Annotated in this window: 13 protein-coding genes and 1 pseudogene; 7 read left to right on the top strand and 7 right to left on the bottom strand. The window is 70.9% G+C overall.

Annotation, left to right across the window (positions count from 1 at the left end; all coding sequences use genetic code 11):
* Positions 1 to 316: 316 nt before the first annotated feature.
* Positions 317 to 1,893, bottom strand: a pseudogene (locus OV079_RS35320) (GMC oxidoreductase).
* A 334-nt stretch (positions 1,894 to 2,227) separates the two neighbouring features.
* Here OV079_RS35320 and OV079_RS35315 point away from each other — a divergent pair.
* Positions 2,228 to 2,617, top strand: coding sequence for a TraR/DksA family transcriptional regulator (locus tag OV079_RS35315; protein WP_267773826.1), 390 nt, complete (start codon positions 2,228 to 2,230; stop codon positions 2,615 to 2,617).
* A gap of 151 nt (positions 2,618 to 2,768) precedes the next feature.
* Positions 2,769 to 3,161, top strand: coding sequence for a hypothetical protein (locus tag OV079_RS35310; protein ID WP_267773825.1), 393 nt, complete (start codon positions 2,769 to 2,771; stop codon positions 3,159 to 3,161).
* 39 nt (positions 3,162 to 3,200) lie between these two features.
* On the opposite strand, the gene OV079_RS35305 is transcribed toward OV079_RS35310, so the two are convergent.
* The 5 genes from OV079_RS35305 to OV079_RS35285 form a co-directional block, all read right to left on the bottom strand.
* On the bottom strand, positions 3,201 to 5,015 hold the full coding sequence (locus tag OV079_RS35305; protein ID WP_267773824.1) for an ABC transporter ATP-binding protein: 1,815 nt from the start codon (positions 5,013 to 5,015) through the stop codon (positions 3,201 to 3,203).
* Between the two features lie 38 nt (positions 5,016 to 5,053).
* Entirely contained in the window at positions 5,054 to 5,509 is a 456-nt protein-coding gene (locus OV079_RS35300) for a hypothetical protein (RefSeq protein ID WP_267773823.1), read from the bottom strand.
* A 96-nt stretch (positions 5,510 to 5,605) separates the two neighbouring features.
* Complete coding sequence (locus OV079_RS35295; RefSeq protein ID WP_267773821.1) at positions 5,606 to 6,634, bottom strand: NAD-dependent epimerase/dehydratase family protein; 1,029 nt, start codon at positions 6,632 to 6,634, stop codon at positions 5,606 to 5,608.
* Positions 6,635 to 6,648: 14 nt separating this feature from the next.
* On the bottom strand, positions 6,649 to 7,629 hold the full coding sequence (locus OV079_RS35290; protein ID WP_267773820.1) for a hypothetical protein: 981 nt from the start codon (positions 7,627 to 7,629) through the stop codon (positions 6,649 to 6,651).
* 297 nt (positions 7,630 to 7,926) lie between these two features.
* A complete protein-coding gene (locus tag OV079_RS35285; protein WP_267773819.1) occupies positions 7,927 to 8,874 on the bottom strand; it encodes a hypothetical protein in 948 nt (315 codons plus the stop codon).
* Between the two features lie 147 nt (positions 8,875 to 9,021).
* Between OV079_RS35285 and OV079_RS35280 the strand changes: the two genes are divergently transcribed.
* Both OV079_RS35280 and OV079_RS35275 read left to right on the top strand, forming a co-directional pair.
* A complete protein-coding gene (locus tag OV079_RS35280) occupies positions 9,022 to 9,651 on the top strand; it encodes a DUF938 domain-containing protein (protein WP_267773817.1) in 630 nt (209 codons plus the stop codon).
* A 75-nt stretch (positions 9,652 to 9,726) separates the two neighbouring features.
* A complete protein-coding gene (locus OV079_RS35275; protein WP_267773815.1) occupies positions 9,727 to 10,758 on the top strand; it encodes a DUF72 domain-containing protein in 1,032 nt (343 codons plus the stop codon).
* On the opposite strand, the gene OV079_RS35270 is transcribed toward OV079_RS35275, so the two are convergent.
* Entirely contained in the window at positions 10,679 to 11,902 is a 1,224-nt protein-coding gene (locus OV079_RS35270; protein WP_476703783.1) for a TolC family protein, read from the bottom strand. The two genes, OV079_RS35275 and OV079_RS35270, sit on opposite strands and share 80 nt — an antisense overlap.
* A gap of 73 nt (positions 11,903 to 11,975) precedes the next feature.
* On the opposite strand from OV079_RS35270, the gene OV079_RS60655 reads away from it, so the two are divergent.
* From OV079_RS60655 to OV079_RS35255, 3 genes are all read left to right on the top strand, one after another.
* Entirely contained in the window at positions 11,976 to 12,695 is a 720-nt protein-coding gene (locus OV079_RS60655) for a hypothetical protein (protein WP_267773813.1), read from the top strand.
* Between the two features lie 150 nt (positions 12,696 to 12,845).
* Complete coding sequence (locus OV079_RS35260) at positions 12,846 to 14,042, top strand: efflux RND transporter periplasmic adaptor subunit (protein ID WP_267773811.1); 1,197 nt, start codon at positions 12,846 to 12,848, stop codon at positions 14,040 to 14,042.
* Between the two features lie 21 nt (positions 14,043 to 14,063).
* On the top strand, positions 14,064 to 17,177 hold the full coding sequence (locus OV079_RS35255; protein WP_267773809.1) for an efflux RND transporter permease subunit: 3,114 nt from the start codon (positions 14,064 to 14,066) through the stop codon (positions 17,175 to 17,177).
* Positions 17,178 to 17,360 lie beyond the last annotated feature (183 nt).

Genomic DNA, 17,360 nt, shown 5'->3' with positions numbered 1-17,360 from the left:
ACGGCAGGATCGACTAGACACCGAAGCGCCGCGCCTGGCAAGCGGGGCGGCAAGGCCGGGAGGCGTCGATAAAGCTGTCCGAAGGGGCAGGTAGAGCCCAGGCCCGTCTCGAGGTCGCAGCGCCCCACCGGCGTCGGGGCGTCCGAACGCCTCGCGCCAGCGCCCGCAGGGACCCCGGCGCGAGGACGCGCAGCCACCGATCGCCGGCGACCGCGAGAGCGCGGCCCTCGCCGGGTGGCAGCGACTGTCTGAAAGGACAGGCGAGCGGCGAAGGGGATGGGACGCGCCTGTCCCGAGGGACAGGCACGGGAGTCGATCAGGCGGAGGCGGCGACCTCGACGTTGGCGGGGATCCGGCTCATCGCCCGCTCGGCGAGGGCGGTGATGGTGAGGAGGGGTTGACGCCGGGGTTGGCCGAGATGGCCGAGCCGTCGATGACGTAGAGGCCGTCGTAGCCGAAGGCGCGGTGCTGGTGGTCGATGACGCCGGTCTCGGCGGAGTCGCCCATGGTGCAGCCGCCGAGGATGTGCGCGGTGGTCGGAATATTGAAGAGGGTCTCGGTGAGGAGCGACATCGAGTAGCCCTGGATCTTCTCGGCCACGCGGCGAGCGATGTCGGTGGCCTCGGGGATCGATGCGGTCGGGGCCTTGCCCGAGGAGAGGTCGGTGGCGAGACCGGCGGCGCCGAGGCGCAGGCGCAGGGTGCCCTCGGCGGTCTTCATGTAGAGGAGGATGATCGAGTACTTGGCGAGGTCGGGCACCATCAGGGCGCGGGCGAACTTGATCGGGTGGCGCAGGAAGGCGCCGGCGAACCGCGACAGGCGGACCAGGGCTTTTTCGCCGGCGACGTGCGGGGCGAGCAGGAGGCGCCAGAAGCCGGAGCCGGCGGAGTAGCGGACCGGCTCGACGTGCGAGTGCTCGTCGAGCTGGATGATCGAGCCGATCGCGACGCCGCGCGAGAGGTCGTGCTGGCGCTGGGCCCCGACAACGCCGATCAGCGACTCGGAGTTGGTGCGCACGTTCTCGCCGAGGCGGTCGGACAGCTTCGGCAGGCCCGCGGGGTCCTGCTTCATGCGCAGCAGCAGCTCGACGCTGCCGAGCACGCCGCCGGCGAGGACGACGTTGCGGGCGGTGAAGCTGCGGGCCTGGCGGCCGAACAAGCCGGCGCCGGTGCGCGCCTCGACGCGATAACCCCCGCCCGGCAAGGCCCGCACGGCGGTGACCTCGGTGTCGGCCAGGAGCTCCAGGCCGCGCTTGCGGGCGAAGTAGAGGTAGTTCTTGTCGAGGGTGTTCTTGCTGCCGAAGCGACAGCCGAGCATGCAGCCGCCGCAGTAGGTGCAGCCGGTGCGCTCGGGGCCGCTGCCGCCGAAGTACGGGTCGGCGACGGTCTTGCCCGGCTCGCCGAAGTAGACCGAGACGTTCGTCGGCTCGACGGTCTTGCCCATGTCGGCGGCGACGCCCTTCATGACGCGGTCGACCGGGGTGACCGCGGGGTTCGGCGCGGCGCCCAGCATCCGCAGGGCGGTCTCGTAGTGCGGCTTCAACTCGCTCTCCCAGTCGGCCAGCCCGGCCCACGAGGGCGACTCGAAGAAACTGTTCTTCGGGACAGGTAGAGTGTTGGCGTAGACCAGCGAGCCGCCGCCGACGCCGACGCCCGAGAGCACGGTGACGTGGCGGAAGAAGGTCATCTGGAACAGGCCGCGCCAGCCGAGCTTCGGCATCCACAGCCACTTCTTGAGGTTCCAGTTGGTCTTCGGAAAGTCGGCCGGCCCGAGCTCGCGGCCCTTCTCGAGCATGAGGACGCGGTAGCCCTTCTCGGTCAGCCGCAGGCCGGACACGCTGCCGCCGAAGCCGGAGCCGACGACGATGAAGTCGTAGTCGAAGTCGGTGTTCACCGCTCGGGTGTATCACGGCCGGCGCGGCGCTGCGACGCGCCGACCGGCGCCGGCGTCGCGCAGCGAACGGTTCGGCCCGGATCGCAGGCGCCGAATCTCCACACCGCGTCGGGGATCGCGTCCCACGCAGTGGCGTGGCGAGCCTGCCAGAGACACGCGCCGGCGAACCGGCGGTCCCTCACCGCGAGTCCGGCGGAACGCCGGCAAACCGCCGTCCGCCAGCGACCCGAGCCGCGGCGCAGCTCCGAAGTCGAGGCCGCCCGCAGTCGAGGTCGCCCAGGGGAGCGGCAAGCGCTGCGTCGGTGACCGAACAGTACTACGCTGTCGCCCGAAGATGGACCACCTCACCAAAGACCAGCTCGCCCGCCTGAAGCAGCGCCTCGAAGACGAGCGCTCGTCCCTGCTCCGCCGCGAGCTCGAGCACCGCACCGAGACGACCGCGCCGCCCTCGCCCGACGTCGGCGACCAACAAGACCTCGCGGCCAACGAAGCCGCCCAGGTGGCCCAGCTCAGCATCGCCGACCACGAACGCTCCCGCCTCCGCGAGGTCGAAGACGCCCTCGCCCGCATGCAGGCCGGGACGTACGGGATCTGCGAGGACACGGAGGAGGAGATCCCGTTCGAACGCCTGTGGGCCCAACCGACGGCACGGCTGACGGTCGAGGCGCAGGAGATCCGCGAACGCGAGGCCCGCGAGCGGGCCGAGCTCCGCGAGGCGTATTGAATCGAGCGCCGCGCGAGGCTCGTTTTAAAGCGCGTCACGACCGGACGCGCTGGAGCAGGCGACGCAAGGTTCAGGCTCCGGGCGCAGCACGTGCTTGAGCGGGGCCGGCGAGCCCATGTTATGACGGAGCGTGCGGTTATACCCCTTGCTCTTGAGTCTCCTGCCAGCATTCGTCGCCTGCACGCAGGACAAGTCTGGCTCGACGGGCGGTGAGTCGTCACCGATGGAGTCGTCACCGGTGGCGTGCGGCGACAAGACCTGCGCCGAAGAGGAGATCTGCGTATTCACACCGGCGCATTGCAGACCCTGCTCGCTGCGCAACGCGGTCACGAGCTCCGGAGACACCGACACGGAGACCGAGGGGGAATGCGAGGACGAGTACGTCGACGCGACCCATGTCTGCGAAGTCGTCCCCGAGGATTGCCCAGGCGCCTATTCGCAGGAATACTGCCTGGGAATAGAGTATTGCTACGGTTACCTCGGCCCCTTCATGTTCTCCGAAGGCGTGCTCGACTGCGGAAGCCCGCCGCACACCTGCTATTGACGCTCCCCGCATCCGGCGGAGCGCACCCGGGGACCCGGCTCAGCGGTAGCCTTGCGCCTGCAGCGAGAACAGGCGCTCGTAGCGGCCGCCCTTTTCCATCAGCGTCGCGTGATCGCCGGACTCGAGGATCCGGCCGCCGTGGAGCACGATGATGTGGTCGGCGGCGCGCACCGTGGAGAAGCGGTGGGAGATCAGGATGACCATGCGGTCTTTGGAGAGGTTGCGGACGTGCTCGAACACCTGGGCCTCGGCCTCGGCGTCCATGGCGGCGGTCGGCTCGTCGAGGACGAGCACGTCGGCGCCGCTGCGCATGAAGGCGCGCGACAGGGCGATCTTCTGCCACTGACCGCCCGACAGCTCGCGACCCTCTTTGAAAAGTCGGCCGAGCTGGGTCTCGTACTGCTTCGGCATGTCTTTGATAAAGTCTTCGGACATGCCTTTTTGCGCGGACTCTTTCCAGCGCTCGCGATCTTCGAAGGCGGTGACGTCGCCGGCGCCGATGTTCTCGCCGACCTTGAGCTGGTAGCGGGCGAAGTCCTGAAAGATGACGCCGACGCGGCGGCGCAGGGCCATCGCGTCCCACTCGCGGAGGTCGCGGCCGTCGAGGAAGATCTGCCCGGCGGTCGGGTCGTACAGGCGCGTCAACAGCTTGATTAGGGTGGTCTTGCCGCTGCCGTTCTCGCCGACCAGCGCCAGGCTCTGGCCCGGGCGAATATGAAAGCTGACGTCGTGCAGCGTCGGCGCGGCCGCGCCGGGGTAGGTGAAGCCGACGTGTTCGGAGCGGATGCCGTCGCTCGGGTCGGGGCCGGCGGTGGCGGTGCCCGAGGGCGCGGCGACCTCCTGAGAGAGATATTCGTAGAGGGTCGAGAGGTAGAGGTTGTCCTCGTACATCCCGCCGATGGCGCCGAGGATCGCCGAGACCGCGCCCTGGCCCTGGCGGAACAGCAGCAGGTACATCGTCATCTCGCCGAGCGAGATCTCGCCGGCCACCGCGGCCATGGCGATCCACATATACGCGCCGTAGAAGGCGGCGGTGGCGACGAGGCCGAGAGCGCCGCTCCAGAAGCCGCGGCGCAGCGTCAGCTTGCGATCCTCCGCGTAGAGGTCGCTGAAGATCTGCTGATAGCGGCGGAGGAACAGCGGGCCGAGCCCGTAGAGCTTGACCTCCTTGGCGTAATCGAGGGTGCTGATCGCCGTCTCGTAATAATATTGCATGCGCGTCTCGGGGGCGCGCCAGCGGAACAGGCGGAAGGCGTCGCCCGAGAACTTGGCCTCGGCGAGGAACGAGGGCAGGCCGGCGAGCGCGAGGATCAGCGCGGCCCACGGCGAGAAGCCGAACAGCAGGGCGGCGAAGCTGGTCAGCGAGATGGCGTTCTGGACCAGCGAGAAGGTGCGGCCGACGAGGCTCAGCGGGCGACTCGAAGCCTCGCGGCGGGCGCGAGTCAGCTTGTCGTAGAAGTCGGCGTCCTCGAAGTGGGTGAGGTCGAGGGTCAACGCCTTGTCGAGGATCATGACGTTGACGCGCTGGCCGAGCTGGGTGCGCAGCAGCGACTGACAGACGGAGATCGATCTCTGGGCGAAGGCGAGGAGGATGACGAGCAGGGCCTCGACCGCGACGAGCCGCAGCACCGGCGCGGGGTCGTGGCTGACCTGGGCGGCGTGCACGACCGCGTCGACGATGAGCTGGCCGACGTAGGCGGCGGCCGCCGGCAACAGGCCGACGACGAGGGTGAGGACGGCGAGGGCGACGGTCAGCGGCTTGCTGGTCGACCACACCAGCTCGACGGCGCGACGGCCGTAGCGGAACACGCCGAGGAAGCGGCGCAGGCCTGGTTCGTCGGACGGAGCGGCCACGCGAGGAGTGTGACGCAAGGGTGCGCCGATCTGACGCGTCAGCGGAGGATCTCGGCGGTCTGCAGGCGAGCGGGCTCGGCAGCGGACGGTGAGCTCCGCTCGACCTCGACGGGCGCGGCCAGGGGCTCGGCGACCTGCATGCGTCCGGCCTCGACGGGCGCGGGCGGGTCGATGGGGCGCGGCAGCGACTCGGCGGTCTGCAGGTGCACGGCCGGCGGGATCTCGAGGTTCGGCGGGCTCGGGATCGCCGGCATGAAGTCGGCGGCCTGCAGGCGCATGGCCTCCTGCCGCGCCTCCGCGTCGAGCCGGATGGTCTCGGCGCGGTCGACCTCGAGGCGCTCGCCGCTTTGCCGCTGGAATTGGAGCAGCGCGATCACGGCGACGGAGGTGAGCGCGCCGAGGACGAGGAGGGCGAGGAAGATCCGCGTGCCGCGGGCGGAGTCCCGACGCGCGTGGTCGCGGACCGGCGGGGTGGGCGGGCCGTAGATCGACACGAGGCCCACGCTAGCGGAGGACGAGCCGCGCGCCCAGCGGCCGCGCGGGCCTCGTCGGCGCGGCGAGGATCCAGCGCGCGGATGCGCGGGGCTCGCTCACACCGCGGCCATGCCCTGGGCGCGGAAGTACTCGACGGTGCGGCGGATGCCCTCGAGCATGGGGACCTGGGGCGTATAGCCGAGGTCGGCGGTGGCGCGGGCGTAGCTGAAGTAGTGGTGGGTGCAGATGTAGCGGATCGAGAAGCGCGACAGGCCCTCTTCGGCGTGGAGGGTGCCGCCGCGGACGACGGTGTCGAAGGTCTCGCGGGCGGCGGCGGCGGCGTAGGCGACGGCGTAGGGGATCCGGAAGCGCGGGGTGGGGTAGCCGAGGCCGACGAGGACGCGGCGCACGAAGTCCCAGAAGTTCATCGGCTCGCCGTTGGTGATGAAGTAGGCGCGGCCCGACACCGGCGAGCCGGGCTGCAGGCGCTCGTCGGCGAGCAGCAGCGAGTCGACGATGTTGCTGACGTAGGTGAAGTCGTTGAGGCGGTCGCCGGCGCCGACGGTGAACTTGAGGTTGCCGGCCTTGGCGCGGGCGAGGATCGCCGGCAGCAGGCGGGTGTCACCTGGCCCGAAGATCATGTGCGGACGGATCGCGCAGGTCAGCACGCCGCCCTGGCCGCTGGCCTGGAGGACCTCTTCCTCGGCGATCCGCTTGGTCTCGGCGTAGGGCGCCAGCCACTTGCGGGCGTAGGGCAGGCTCTCGTCGCCGCGCTCGATGTCCTCGCCCTCGTAGACCACGCTGGCCGAGCTGACGTAGACGAGCTTTGGCACCTGGCCTTTGCGACAGGCGGCGAGGACGTTGCGGGTGCCGTCGATGTTGACGGCGCGGACCTGCTCGACGCGGCTGTGCTTGGTGTGGACCAGCGAGGCGTTGTGGAACACGACGCTCTGGCCGGCGCAGGCGCGGGCGACCAGCTCGGGGTCGCAGATGTCGCCCTGGACGAAGTCGACGTCGTCGCGCCAGCGGTCGACGCGGTGGTCGAGGACGGTGACCTTGTCACCGCGGCGGACGAGGGCGTCGACGAGGAAGCGGCCGAGGAAGCCGCAGCCGCCGGTGACGAGAGATGCGCGAGGCTCGGACATGCGAGGCGCGGACTCTAGCGGGCCGGCGTCAGCCGCTCAAGGGCAGGTCCGCAAGATCTGGTTCTTGTCGGCGTCGAACGACACGACGCACGGGTCGTAGGGCAGGTCGCCGTCGTCGAAGCCGCAGCACGGCTGGCCACCTTGAAGATCTTGCCGTCCTCGTAGTACGGACACTGGGCCCCGCGCGGGGTGCAGCAGCCGGGGTCGTCGCCCTCGGGCTCGAGGAAGGCGTCGCACTTGTCGCTGCAGGTGAACTCGCACGCGACCGGGAGGCCGCCGGCGTCGCAGCGCTCCTGGCAGAACGCGCTCAGCGCCTGCGGGTCGGGCGCGATGTCGCCGTCGCACACTTCGGGCTCGGCGGCGTGCATCTGGTCCTTGTCCTTGAACAGGCCGCCGTCGACGATGTCGAGGCTCTCGAGGCGCGCGTTGCCGCAGTAGTCGCAGGTGGAGCGGTCCCACTTGCAGCCGATGCACCTGCTGGAGTGCCCGCTGCCGTAGGGTCGCCAGGTCGGCGGGTTCAGGTCGCGGCAGTCGATGTAGATCGGCGCGCCCTTGTCGGTCACGTCGGTCACCGGGCCGAAGTCGCACTCCTCGCCGAGGTCGACGTCGACGACGCCGTCGCGGCAGGTGCGCGGGCAGCTGGAGAGGTCGACGGTGCAGTCGCTGCGGCAGCGCGCGGCGCCCTCGATCGGACATGGCGGTTGGGACATGTCCGCAGGGTCACACGCCTCGCCGGGGTCGAGCACGCCGTTGCCGCAGCGGGTGCAGGCGTCGCGGTCGAAGGTGCAGGTGTCGCGGTCGCACGCGCCGGGGGCCGGGACCTCGCCGGCGGGGCAGTAGCCGACCATGCTGCCGGCCAGCGACGGCTCGCACTCCTCGCCGGCGAGCTCGTCGACGTAGCCGTCGCCGCAGTCGCGCGGGGGGTCGAGCGGGATGACGCAGCCCACGGCCGCAGCGAGGGCGGCAGCGACGAGCAGCGCGTACGACGAGCGCATCGACGACAAGGTAGCACACGGCGCAAACCGGCCGTGGGGGCCGCCAGGAGCGCCCGAACGCGACCGAGGGCCGAGGCCGACGCGCCCCGACCGCGGCCGCCGGCGGCAGCGTTCGCGAGGTGCTCGGCCCGGCCCGTTCGCGGCGCAGCCGGTGGCGCGAGATCGCCGCCCGCGACGCGTGGACCTCGCGCCGCCCGCGCGAGCTCGACGCGGAGCTTCTGGACGATCGCGCTCCGGAGCGAGCACCGCCCGGCAGCGACGCCTCCGCGGCCGTTCGGACCGAGGCCGCGCGAGGCGTCAGCGGCAGACGAAGAACAGCTGCTCGCCGAACTGCAGCGGCTCGCAGAACTTCTCTTCGTCGGGGTTGGCGAACTGGAAGCAGCACGGCTGCCGCCCCTCCAGCAGCTTGCCCTGCTGGTCGTAGGGGCAGAGCTCGCCCTGGGCCGTGCAGCACTCGAGCTCGTCGATGGGGAGCGCCGCGGCCTGGAACGCCTGGCAGTCGGCGGCGCACTGGAACTTGCACTCGACGCGGTAGTTGCTGCCGCACGCCTTCTGGCAGTGGACGACCAGGGCGTCCTTGTCGGCCTCCTGGTTGTCACACACTTCGGGCGCGGGCTGGATGGTCTGCTCGAAGTCGACGAACAGGCCGCCGGCGATCTCGTCGCCCTCGAGCTTGTCGTTCTGGCAGTACGAGCAGCGCGAGCGGTCCCACTCGCACTTGCTGTTGCAGCGGGTCGAGGTGCCCGAGCCGTAGCGGCGGGTGACGCCGGCCGGCGAGTCGAGCTCGACGCAGTCGATCTCGAGGGCGATGTCGCCGATCTCGAGGGCGAAGTCGCATTCCTCGTCGACGTCGACCACCCCGTTGCCGCAGGCGGCGCAGGCCGAGCGGTCGACGGTGCAGTCGTCGCGGCAGGTCGCTACCCCTTCTCCGGGACATGTCGGTTCGGACATGTCCTCCGGGTCACACTCCTCGCCGGGGTCGATCACCCCGTTGCCGCAGGTGAGGCAGCCCTCGGCGGCGAAGCGGCAGGTCTGGGGGTCGCAGGCGGCGGGGCCGGCGATCCGGCCGAGCTCGGCGCAGCGGCCTGTGTAGCTGTCGGGCAGCGAGGGCTCGCAGTCCTCGTGGGCGAGAAGGTCGATGAAGCCGTCGCCGCAGTCGGCGGGCGGGTTCAGCTCGACGAGGCAGCCTGCGATCGCGCCGAGCGACGCCGCGAGGAGCCCCATGAGCCGCGAGCCGGACCTCATCTTCGAGGACGATAGCACGCCGTGCCGCGCGCTGCGCCGAGCGAGGCGGTGGTGCCCGACTCACGTTCGGTGTTCGCAGACGCGGAGCGGTGAAGCTCGCAAATCGGCAAAACCACGAGTCTGTCATCTCGAGATACGATCGTGGTGATGCAGCCTCACGATCCACCGCCTCCGCAGCAGTCTCATGCACGGTCGTCTCCTGCAGCGCTCCGCAACCGCGGGGTGATCGCGGAGGTGCTGGCGCGGGTCCTGCCCGCGCAGGGGCGCGTGCTCGAAATCGCCAGCGGGACCGGAGAGCACGCGGTGTACCTCGCGGCGGCCTTCCCTGGGGTCTCGTGGCGACCGACCGACGTGGACCCCGAGGCGCTGGCGTCGATCGCCGCGCGGGTCGAGGGCGAGGGGCCGCCCAACTTGCTGCGCCCGCTGCGGCTCGACGTCATGGAGTGGCCGTGGCCGGTCACCGAGGCCGAGGCGATCGTGTGCATCAACATGATCCACATCGCCCCGTGGTCCGCATGCGAGGCGCTGATGGCCGGGGCCGGGCGCGTGCTGGCCCCGGACCGGCCGCTCTACCTGTACGGCGCCGTCAAGCGCGGCGGCCAGCACACCGCGCCGAGCAACGCGGCCTTCGACGAGGGCCTGCGGGCCCGCGACCCGGCCTGGGGCGTGCGCGACGAGGCCGACGTCCGCGCCGCGGCCGCGGCCCACGGGCTCGCGCTGACCGAGCTGGTGGCGATGCCGGCCAACAACTTCTCGCTGGTGTTTCGCAAGTCCTGAAGGACATGCTCTCCGGGGCAGGTCGGCTGCGCTTGCGCGGGCGGGCAGCTGGGGCTATCCTGCGCAAAACCGCGCATGGCTCCCCAGCTCGATCTGTTCGCCGACCCCTCGCAGGACCCGACCTCCGGCGGCGCCGGCCGTGGCGGCGCCGGCAAGAAGACGCCGGCGCCGATCTTGCCGGCCACGCCTCCGGCCGAGCTGGCGGCGTTGGCCGAGCGGCTGCCGAAGAACCTGCGCTTCGGGACATCTTCGTGGGCCTACCCGGGCTGGTCGGGGATCGTCTACGACCTGCCGCACTCGCAGCAGCGGCTCGCGCGCGACGGGCTGGCCGCGTACGCGCGCCACCCGTTGATGCGCGCGGTGGGCATCGACCGCTCGTACTACGCGCCGCCGCGGACCGACGAGTTCGCGGCCTACGCGGCGGCGGTGCCGGGCGACTTCCGCTTCCTGGTCAAGGCCCACGAGGCCTGCACGACGGCGGTGTGGCCGAAGCACCAGCGCTACGGCAAGGTCCGCGGCCAGCCCAACGAGCGCTTCCTCGACCCGGTGTACGCCAGCGAGTTCGTGGTGGCGCCGGCCGTGGAGGGCCTCGGCGAGGCGCTAGGTCCGCTGCTGTTCCAGTTCGCCCCGCAGGACTTCGGCGCGCTCGGCGGGCCGCGCTGGCTGGTCGACCGCCTGCGCCGCTTCCTCGACGGGCTGCCCCGCGGGCCGCTCTACGCGGTCGAGCTGCGCAACCGCGAGCTGATGACCGGCGCCTACGCCGCGGCGCTGGCCGAGTTCGGCGCGTGCCACTGCATCAACGTCTACCCGAGCATGCCGCCGGCCCGCGCCCAGCGGACCCGCGTGCGCCAGGACCTGGCCCCCGCCGTGGTGTGCCGGTGGATGCTGCACCCGAGCATGAACTACGAGCGCGCCGAGGCCCGCTACGACCCGTTCGACCACCTCGTCGACGAAGACCCCGGCAACCGCGAGGAGGTCGCCCGCGTGTGCGCCGAGACCGACCTCGACCTGCCGGTCTACGTGATCGTCAACAACAAGGCCGAGGGCTCGTCACCGCGGACGATCGCCAAGCTGGCCGCGCGCGTCGCCGAGCTGCAGGGTCTTTAGCTGGTCCGAAAGACAGGTCTTCGCGCCGAAACCCCAGGGTTGACCGGGTTACGCCGGCGAAAGGACGCGGGCCCGCAGAGCGGCGAGCGGAGGCCGTGCAGAGGCAATCTGCCCCGAAAGACAGGTGTTGGGTGGGGTAGAAGCTGTCCCGAGGGGCAGGTCGCTGGGCGGCCTCTCGCAAGGACGAGCCCGCAGCTCGGGCGCAGCCATCGCAGGACAGGTTGCGCTCCTGCGCGGCAGGCTGCGGACAGGCGGCGCGCTCCGGGGCGCGTTCGCGGTGATCCCCGGGGTAGCTGTTCCGAGGGACAGGCAGCGCCGCTGGGGTGTGGCTGTCCGCGAGGACAGCCGGCGCGTCAGCGGGCGGTGGCCGGCGGGGTGGACGCGCGGGTCGGGCGGGCCGAGGCGAGGGTAGACGCCTCCGTGCCGATGATCGTCTCGAGCGTGTACATGGCGTCGAAGTAGGTGCCGTAGGCGTCGAGCGCCTCGGTCTGGATCCGCAAGAAATCTCGCGGGCGACGAACACCTCGATGATGTCGACCTCGCCGAGCTCGAAGGCTCTTTGGAGGAGCTGCAGGTTCTCCTCGAAGCGCGGCACGACCTCGCGCGAGTAGGTCTGGACGCGCTCGGCGGCGGTGTTGATGGCGTCGACGGCCCGGCGGGCGTTGAGCGCCAGCTGGTAGCGGACGACCTCGAGCTCGGTCTGCGCGACGCTCAGCTCGGCCTTGGTCTGCGCCCGCGCCAGCTGGTTGCGCTTGAAGAACGGCAGCGGGATCGTCACCATGCCGAGCACGATCTTCGAGCCGGGGATGTTCGGCGCGGTGTTCGGCTCGCGCTCGCGGCCGAAGTAGACGCCGATCCACGGCTCCGGCAGGCGGTCGCGCCGGGCCGACTTGGCCCGCGCCTCGCCGAGCTCGACCTGCGCCTCCTTGGTCTTGAGCGCGGGGTGCTCCTTCTGCACGTTGGCGATCAGGTCCTCGGGGTCGCGGACCTTGATCGGGTCGCCGAGCTCGCCGGCGGGGGCGATGAGCTGTCCCGAAGGCCAGCCGGCCATCTCGGCCAGGTGGATGCACGCGAGCCGGTAATCCAGGTCGGCGGCCAGCTTGGCCTGGCGCGCGCGGGCGAGCTCGCCCTCGGCCACGCGCACGCGCAGGCGCGAGATCTCGCCGGCCTGCTGGCGGCGGCTGGCGATGTCGAGGAGGCGCTCGGCGAACTGCTGCGTGCGCGAAGCGGTGCGCGCGCTCCTTGGCGATGAGCGCCGTGTTGTAGGCGTAGTGGACCTGCGCGTGGGTGGTCCAGCGGACCTGCGCGAGCTCGCGGTCGAGGAACTCGCGGTACTCGCGGCCGGCCTTGATGCGGAGGCTGCGTTCGCGGCCGATCTCGATCGGCTGCTGCAGCGTGCCCTGGAGCTCGAACTGCGCCGGCCCGGCGGTGGGGTTCAGGCGCGCGCCCATGCCGAGGTACAGCTGCGGGTTGTCGGGCAGCAGCGGCTTGGCGCCGGTGACCGCGGCGTCGCCGAGCTCGAGGCGCGTGCGAGCGGTGCGGACCGGCATCGCGTTCTCTTCGGCGTGTTTCAGGATTGTGTCGAGGGGCAGGACCTGCGCACCGGCGACGACTGGTTCGGGGATCGTCTGCGCCGGCTCCGGCGCTGGCGCGAGCAGCGGCGCGGGCGCGTCGGCGGCCTTGGTGCGCGCGGGGGCGGGCGCGGCTCCGGCCGCGGGGGCGAGCGATGCTGCGGCCACGGCCGCGACCAGCGTGAACAACGTCGAGGTCCGGATGAGAGCTGTGCGGCGTGGCATGCGAATCGGAGTGCGGACGGGTTCGTCGCGCGCTGTCAAGCCCGCGGACTCTTACACGCGGGGTCCGAGGTTGCCAAGGACCTTGTTCAGCTCGAGAGTTTCGACACGGTCTGCGCGCTCTGGGGGCGAGCGAAACCTTGACATGAAGGCTCCGTAATGTAAGCAATGGTGTTTGAAACACCATCCCAGGGCCTTTTGCGGGGGGAGATGCATCCTCGCCCCGCCGGGCCCTGCGCCACGCTCGCGCACGGGCGGGGCGCGCGGATTAAAAGACTCCCAGGACGTGTCGTGATGAGCAATTCCTCTGACCCCGGTCGAGCCTCGCGCTGGCTTTCCCTCCTCGACCACGCGCGACGCTGGTTCGTGCTCATGTTCGTCTTCGCGGTCGCGACCCCGCTCGGCTGCAACCACGGGGAGGCCGCCGAGGCCGACGCCGCGACCAAGCCGCCGGAGCTGCCGTACTTCGAGGACGGCGTGATCAAGCTGCCCGAGGTGTTCGCCGAGAAGGCGGCGCTGCAGAGCGGCACCGTCGAGATGACCGAGGTGTCGCCGGTGGTCCACGTGACCGGCGTGCTCGAGTTCGACGAGCTGCGGATCGCCGAGGTCGGCTCGCGCATCTCCGGGCGCGTCAAGGAGGTCAAGGTCATCGAGGGCACGAAGGTCGAGACGGGCGACATCCTGGCCACGCTCGACAGCGCGGAGCTCGGCAAGGCCCAGGCCGAGATCTCGGCCGTGGTCGCCAAGGCCGAGCTGGCCGAGCGCGACAAGGAGCGCAAGCGACGACTGCTGCAGGAGGGCATCGCCTCGCAGCGCGCGGCCGACCTGGCCAGCGCCGAGGTGTCGGTCGCCAGCGCCGAGCTGCGGGCGGCCAAGCAGCGCGTGCAGGCGCTGGGCGGCGGGTCGTCCGAGAAGGCGGCGCTCGGCGTGATGTCGCTGACCTCGCCGATCGAGGGCGACGTCGTCCGCGTGCGGGTGTTCCGCGGCCAGGCGGTCGAGCCGAGCTACACGGCCTTCACGATCGCCGACCGCAGCACGCTGTGGGTGCGCCTCAGCGTGTTCGAGGGCGAGGTGGTCAACATCCGCGTCGGCGACTCGGTCGAGATCTCGTCGCAGGTGACGCCCGACGAGGTGCTGACCGGCACGGTGACGTTCGTCAGCACGGTGCTCGACCCGGTGACCCGCAGCGCCGAGGTGCGCGTGGTGGTCCCGAACGAGGCCGGCAAGCTGCGCGTCGGTCAGGCGGTCAACGCGAGGATCCGCCCGGGCGCGGCGCGCAAGCAGGCACTGGCGATCCCGCGTAAAGCGATGGTGCAGGTCGACGGCAAGCCCACGGTGTTCGTCGAGGTCGGCGAGCGCGCCGTCATGCCGCGCACGATCGAGGTCGGCGCCCAGGGCCCCGACCTGGTCGAGATCAAGAAGGGCTTAGAGCCCGGCGAGCGCATCATCACCGAGGGAGTGTTCGCCCTCAAGTCCGAGCTGTTCCGCTAGCGAGGCGCCGAGGAGACACCCATGCTGGGCGCACTCATCGATATCTCCATCCGCCTGCGCTACCTGATGGCCGGCCTGCTGGCCGCCTTGCTGGTGGCCGGCGCGATCGCGGCCAAGAACCTGCCGATCGACGCGCTGCCGGACATCTCGACGATCCAGGTCACCGTCATCACCGAGGCGCCCGGCATGTCGGCCCTCGAGGTCGAGCGCAACGTCACCTTCCCGATGGAGAACGCCCTCAACGGCGTCCCCGGGCTCGACGAGCTGCGATCGATCTCCCGCGCCGACATCTCGTCGATCACCGTCGTCTTCCGCGACGGCACCGACCCGTGGTTCGCGCGCCAGCTGGTGTTCGAACGCATGCTGCAGGCCAAGGGCGACCTGCCCGCGACGATCCAGACGCCGATCCTGGCGCCGCTGTCGACCGGCCTCGGCGAGATCTTCCAGTTCGTGGTCCGCTCGCCGGTACACACGCGCAAGCAGCTGCGGACGATGCTCGAGTGGGAGATCGTGCCGCGCCTGCGCGGGGTGCCCGGGGTCATCGAGGTCAACTCGATCGGCGGCGACCTCAAGCAGTACCAGGTGATCGTCCAGCCCGACCGCCTCGCGGCCTACGGCCTGACGATCCGCGAGCTCAGCGAGACGCTGACCGGCTCGAACGCGATCGTGTCCGGCGGCTACATCGACCGCACGGCCGAGAGCTTCACGCTGCGCGCGGTCGGCACGTTCACCAGCATCGAGGACATCGGCAACGTGGTCCTCAAGGTCTCGGAGGGCCAGCCGGTGCTGGTCCGCCACGTCGCCGAGGTGCGCGACGGCTCGGCCCTGCGCCACGGCGTCGTCACCTTCAACGGCGAGGACGAGGCGGTCGCCGGCATCATCATGATGCTGCTCGGCTCGAACAGCCGCGACGTCATCTACGCGGTCAAGGACCGGGTGGCGGAGATCCAGGCCGACCTGCCGGCGGGCGTGGTGATCGAGGCGGTGTACGACCGCGCGAACTTCGTCGAGCGCACCCTGGCGACGGTGCTGAAGAACCTCGCCGAGGGCGCCGGGGTGGTGTTCATCGTCCTCGTGCTGTTCCTCGGCACGGTCCGCGGCGCGCTGGTGTGCGTGCTCGGCATCCCGGCCTCGATGTCGGTGGCGCTGTTCGGCATGCACTGGGCCGGGGTCGCCGGCGACCTGATGTCGCTCGGCGCGATCGACTTCGGCTTCCTCGTCGACGGCCCGATCGTCGTGCTCGAGGCGCTGATCGCCACCTTCGTCGGCCAGCAGATGTCCCGCGAGGAGCGGGCCCAGGCCTACAACTCGGCCATCGGCGCGGTGATGCGCCCGGTCGCGTTCGCGGTGGCGATCATCATGCTGGTGTACATCCCGCTGCTCAGCCTCGAAGGGGTCGAGGGGCGGCTGTTCAAGCCGATGGCCACCACCATGGCGTTCGCGCTGCTCGGCGCGCTCATCTACTCGGTGGTGTTCCTGCCGGCGCTGCTGGCGCTGTTCGTGCCGCCGCTGAAGAAGGAGGGCGCGCGCTGGCTCAACCCGATCGCGCGCGGCTACAAGCGCGCGGTGCCGCACGCGATCCGCCTGCGCTGGCCGCTGATCCTCGGCGCCGCCGCGGCGCTGTTCGTGTCCGGCTACATCTTCAAGGAGAAGGGCGCCGACTTCGTGCCGCGCATCGACGAGGGCGACATGGTGGTCAGCATCCGCCGCCCGCCGTCGATCAACCTCGAGGAGGCCAAGCGCCTCGACTACCAGACGCAGGCGATCCTCCTGAAGTACCCGGAGATCCTCAAGACGCTGACGATGACCGGCCGCGCCGAGGTGGCGATCGAGCCGGTCGGCAAGGACCGCACCGAGATCACGATCCCGCTGCTGCCCAAGGAGCAGTGGACGACCGCGCACGACCTCGACGAGCTCAGCGTGACCCTCAAGAACGACATCGAGTCGCAGGTGCCCGGCACCTTCGTCGCGGTGTCGCAGCCCATCGAGGACCGCAACAACGAGATCATCAGCGGCTCGCGCGCCGACATCCAGATCGTGGTCGCCGGCAACGAGCTGCTCGAGCTCAAGAACCTGGCCGACCAGATCGCCGACGCCGTCCGGCCGATCGAGGGCACCGGCGACCTCCGCGTCGAGCAGGTGCTCGGCATGCCCGAGCTGACCGTGCGGCCCGACCGGGCCCGCCTGGCCCGCTACGGCGTCAGCATGCAGGACGCGCTGCTGGCGATCGAGACCGCCCGCGTCGGCAAGACCTTCGGCCTGGTCTACGAGGGCATCCGCCGGTTCGACGCGCGCCTCCTGATCCCGCCGCGCGCGCCGGTGCCGGAGGCGCTCGGCGACCTGTTCGTCGAGACGGTCGACGGCCACCGCGTGCCGCTGTCCGAGGTGGCGACGATCGTCGAGGCCGAGGGACCGGCGCAGATCCGCCGCAAGAACCGGGTCCGCGTGGTCCGCGTCGAGGTCAACCTGCGCGGCCGCGACCTGCTGTCGTGGGTGAACGAGGCCCAGGCGGCGGTCAACGAGAAGGTCCAGGTCACGCCCGGCTACAAGGTCGAGTGGGCCGGTCAGTTCGAGAACTTCGAGCGCGCGTCGAAGCGCCTCGCGGTGGTCGTGCCGATCTGCCTGATGCTGATCTTCGGCATGCTGCTCTGGAACTTCGGCGACATCCGCTACGCGACGGCGGTGTTCGCGATCGTGCCGTTCGCGCTGATCGGCGGGTTCGTCGGCCTCATCATCCGCGACATGGCGTTCAGCATCCCGGCGGCGGTCGGCTTCATCGCCCTCGCCGGCGTGGCGGTGCTCAACGGGGTGGTCATGGCCACCGACGTGCGCCACGCGATCGACGAGGGCCACCCGTTCGACAAGGCGCTGGTCAAGGGCGCCGTGCACACGATGCGCGCGGTGCTCACCACCGGCGCGGTCGCGGCCCTCGGCTTCCTGCCGATGGCCCTGGCCACCGGCGCCGGCTCCGAGGTGCAGCGCCCGCTGGCCACCACGGTGGTGTTCGGCATCTTCGCGTCGACGCTGATGACGATGTTCCTGCTGCCGGCCATCCTCAAGATGACCCTCCGCCGCGAGCAGCGCGTGACGCCCGAGAACCACGCCGGGCCGCAACACGGCCTCGAGCGCTCGTAAGCGGCCGAGGCAGACACGACGAGACCGGACGGGCCACGCGGCGCGTCCGGTCTCGCTGCTTTCGGCGGCCGGCGAAAGCAGGTCGCGACCAGGCAGGCGTTGAGGCAGGCGTCGCCGTCGCTCGCCTCGACGACTCCGTCGCCTCACGCCGGCCCGCCGGTGGTCAGCGTGGGCTCGATCGTC

The organism is Nannocystis pusilla, assembly GCF_026626665.1.
In the GTDB taxonomy this organism is placed as follows: Bacteria; Myxococcota_A; Polyangia; order Nannocystales; family Nannocystaceae; genus Nannocystis; species Nannocystis pusilla.
Note: the sequence above shows the minus strand (reverse complement) of the source record. Positions and strands in the feature narration are given on the sequence as shown.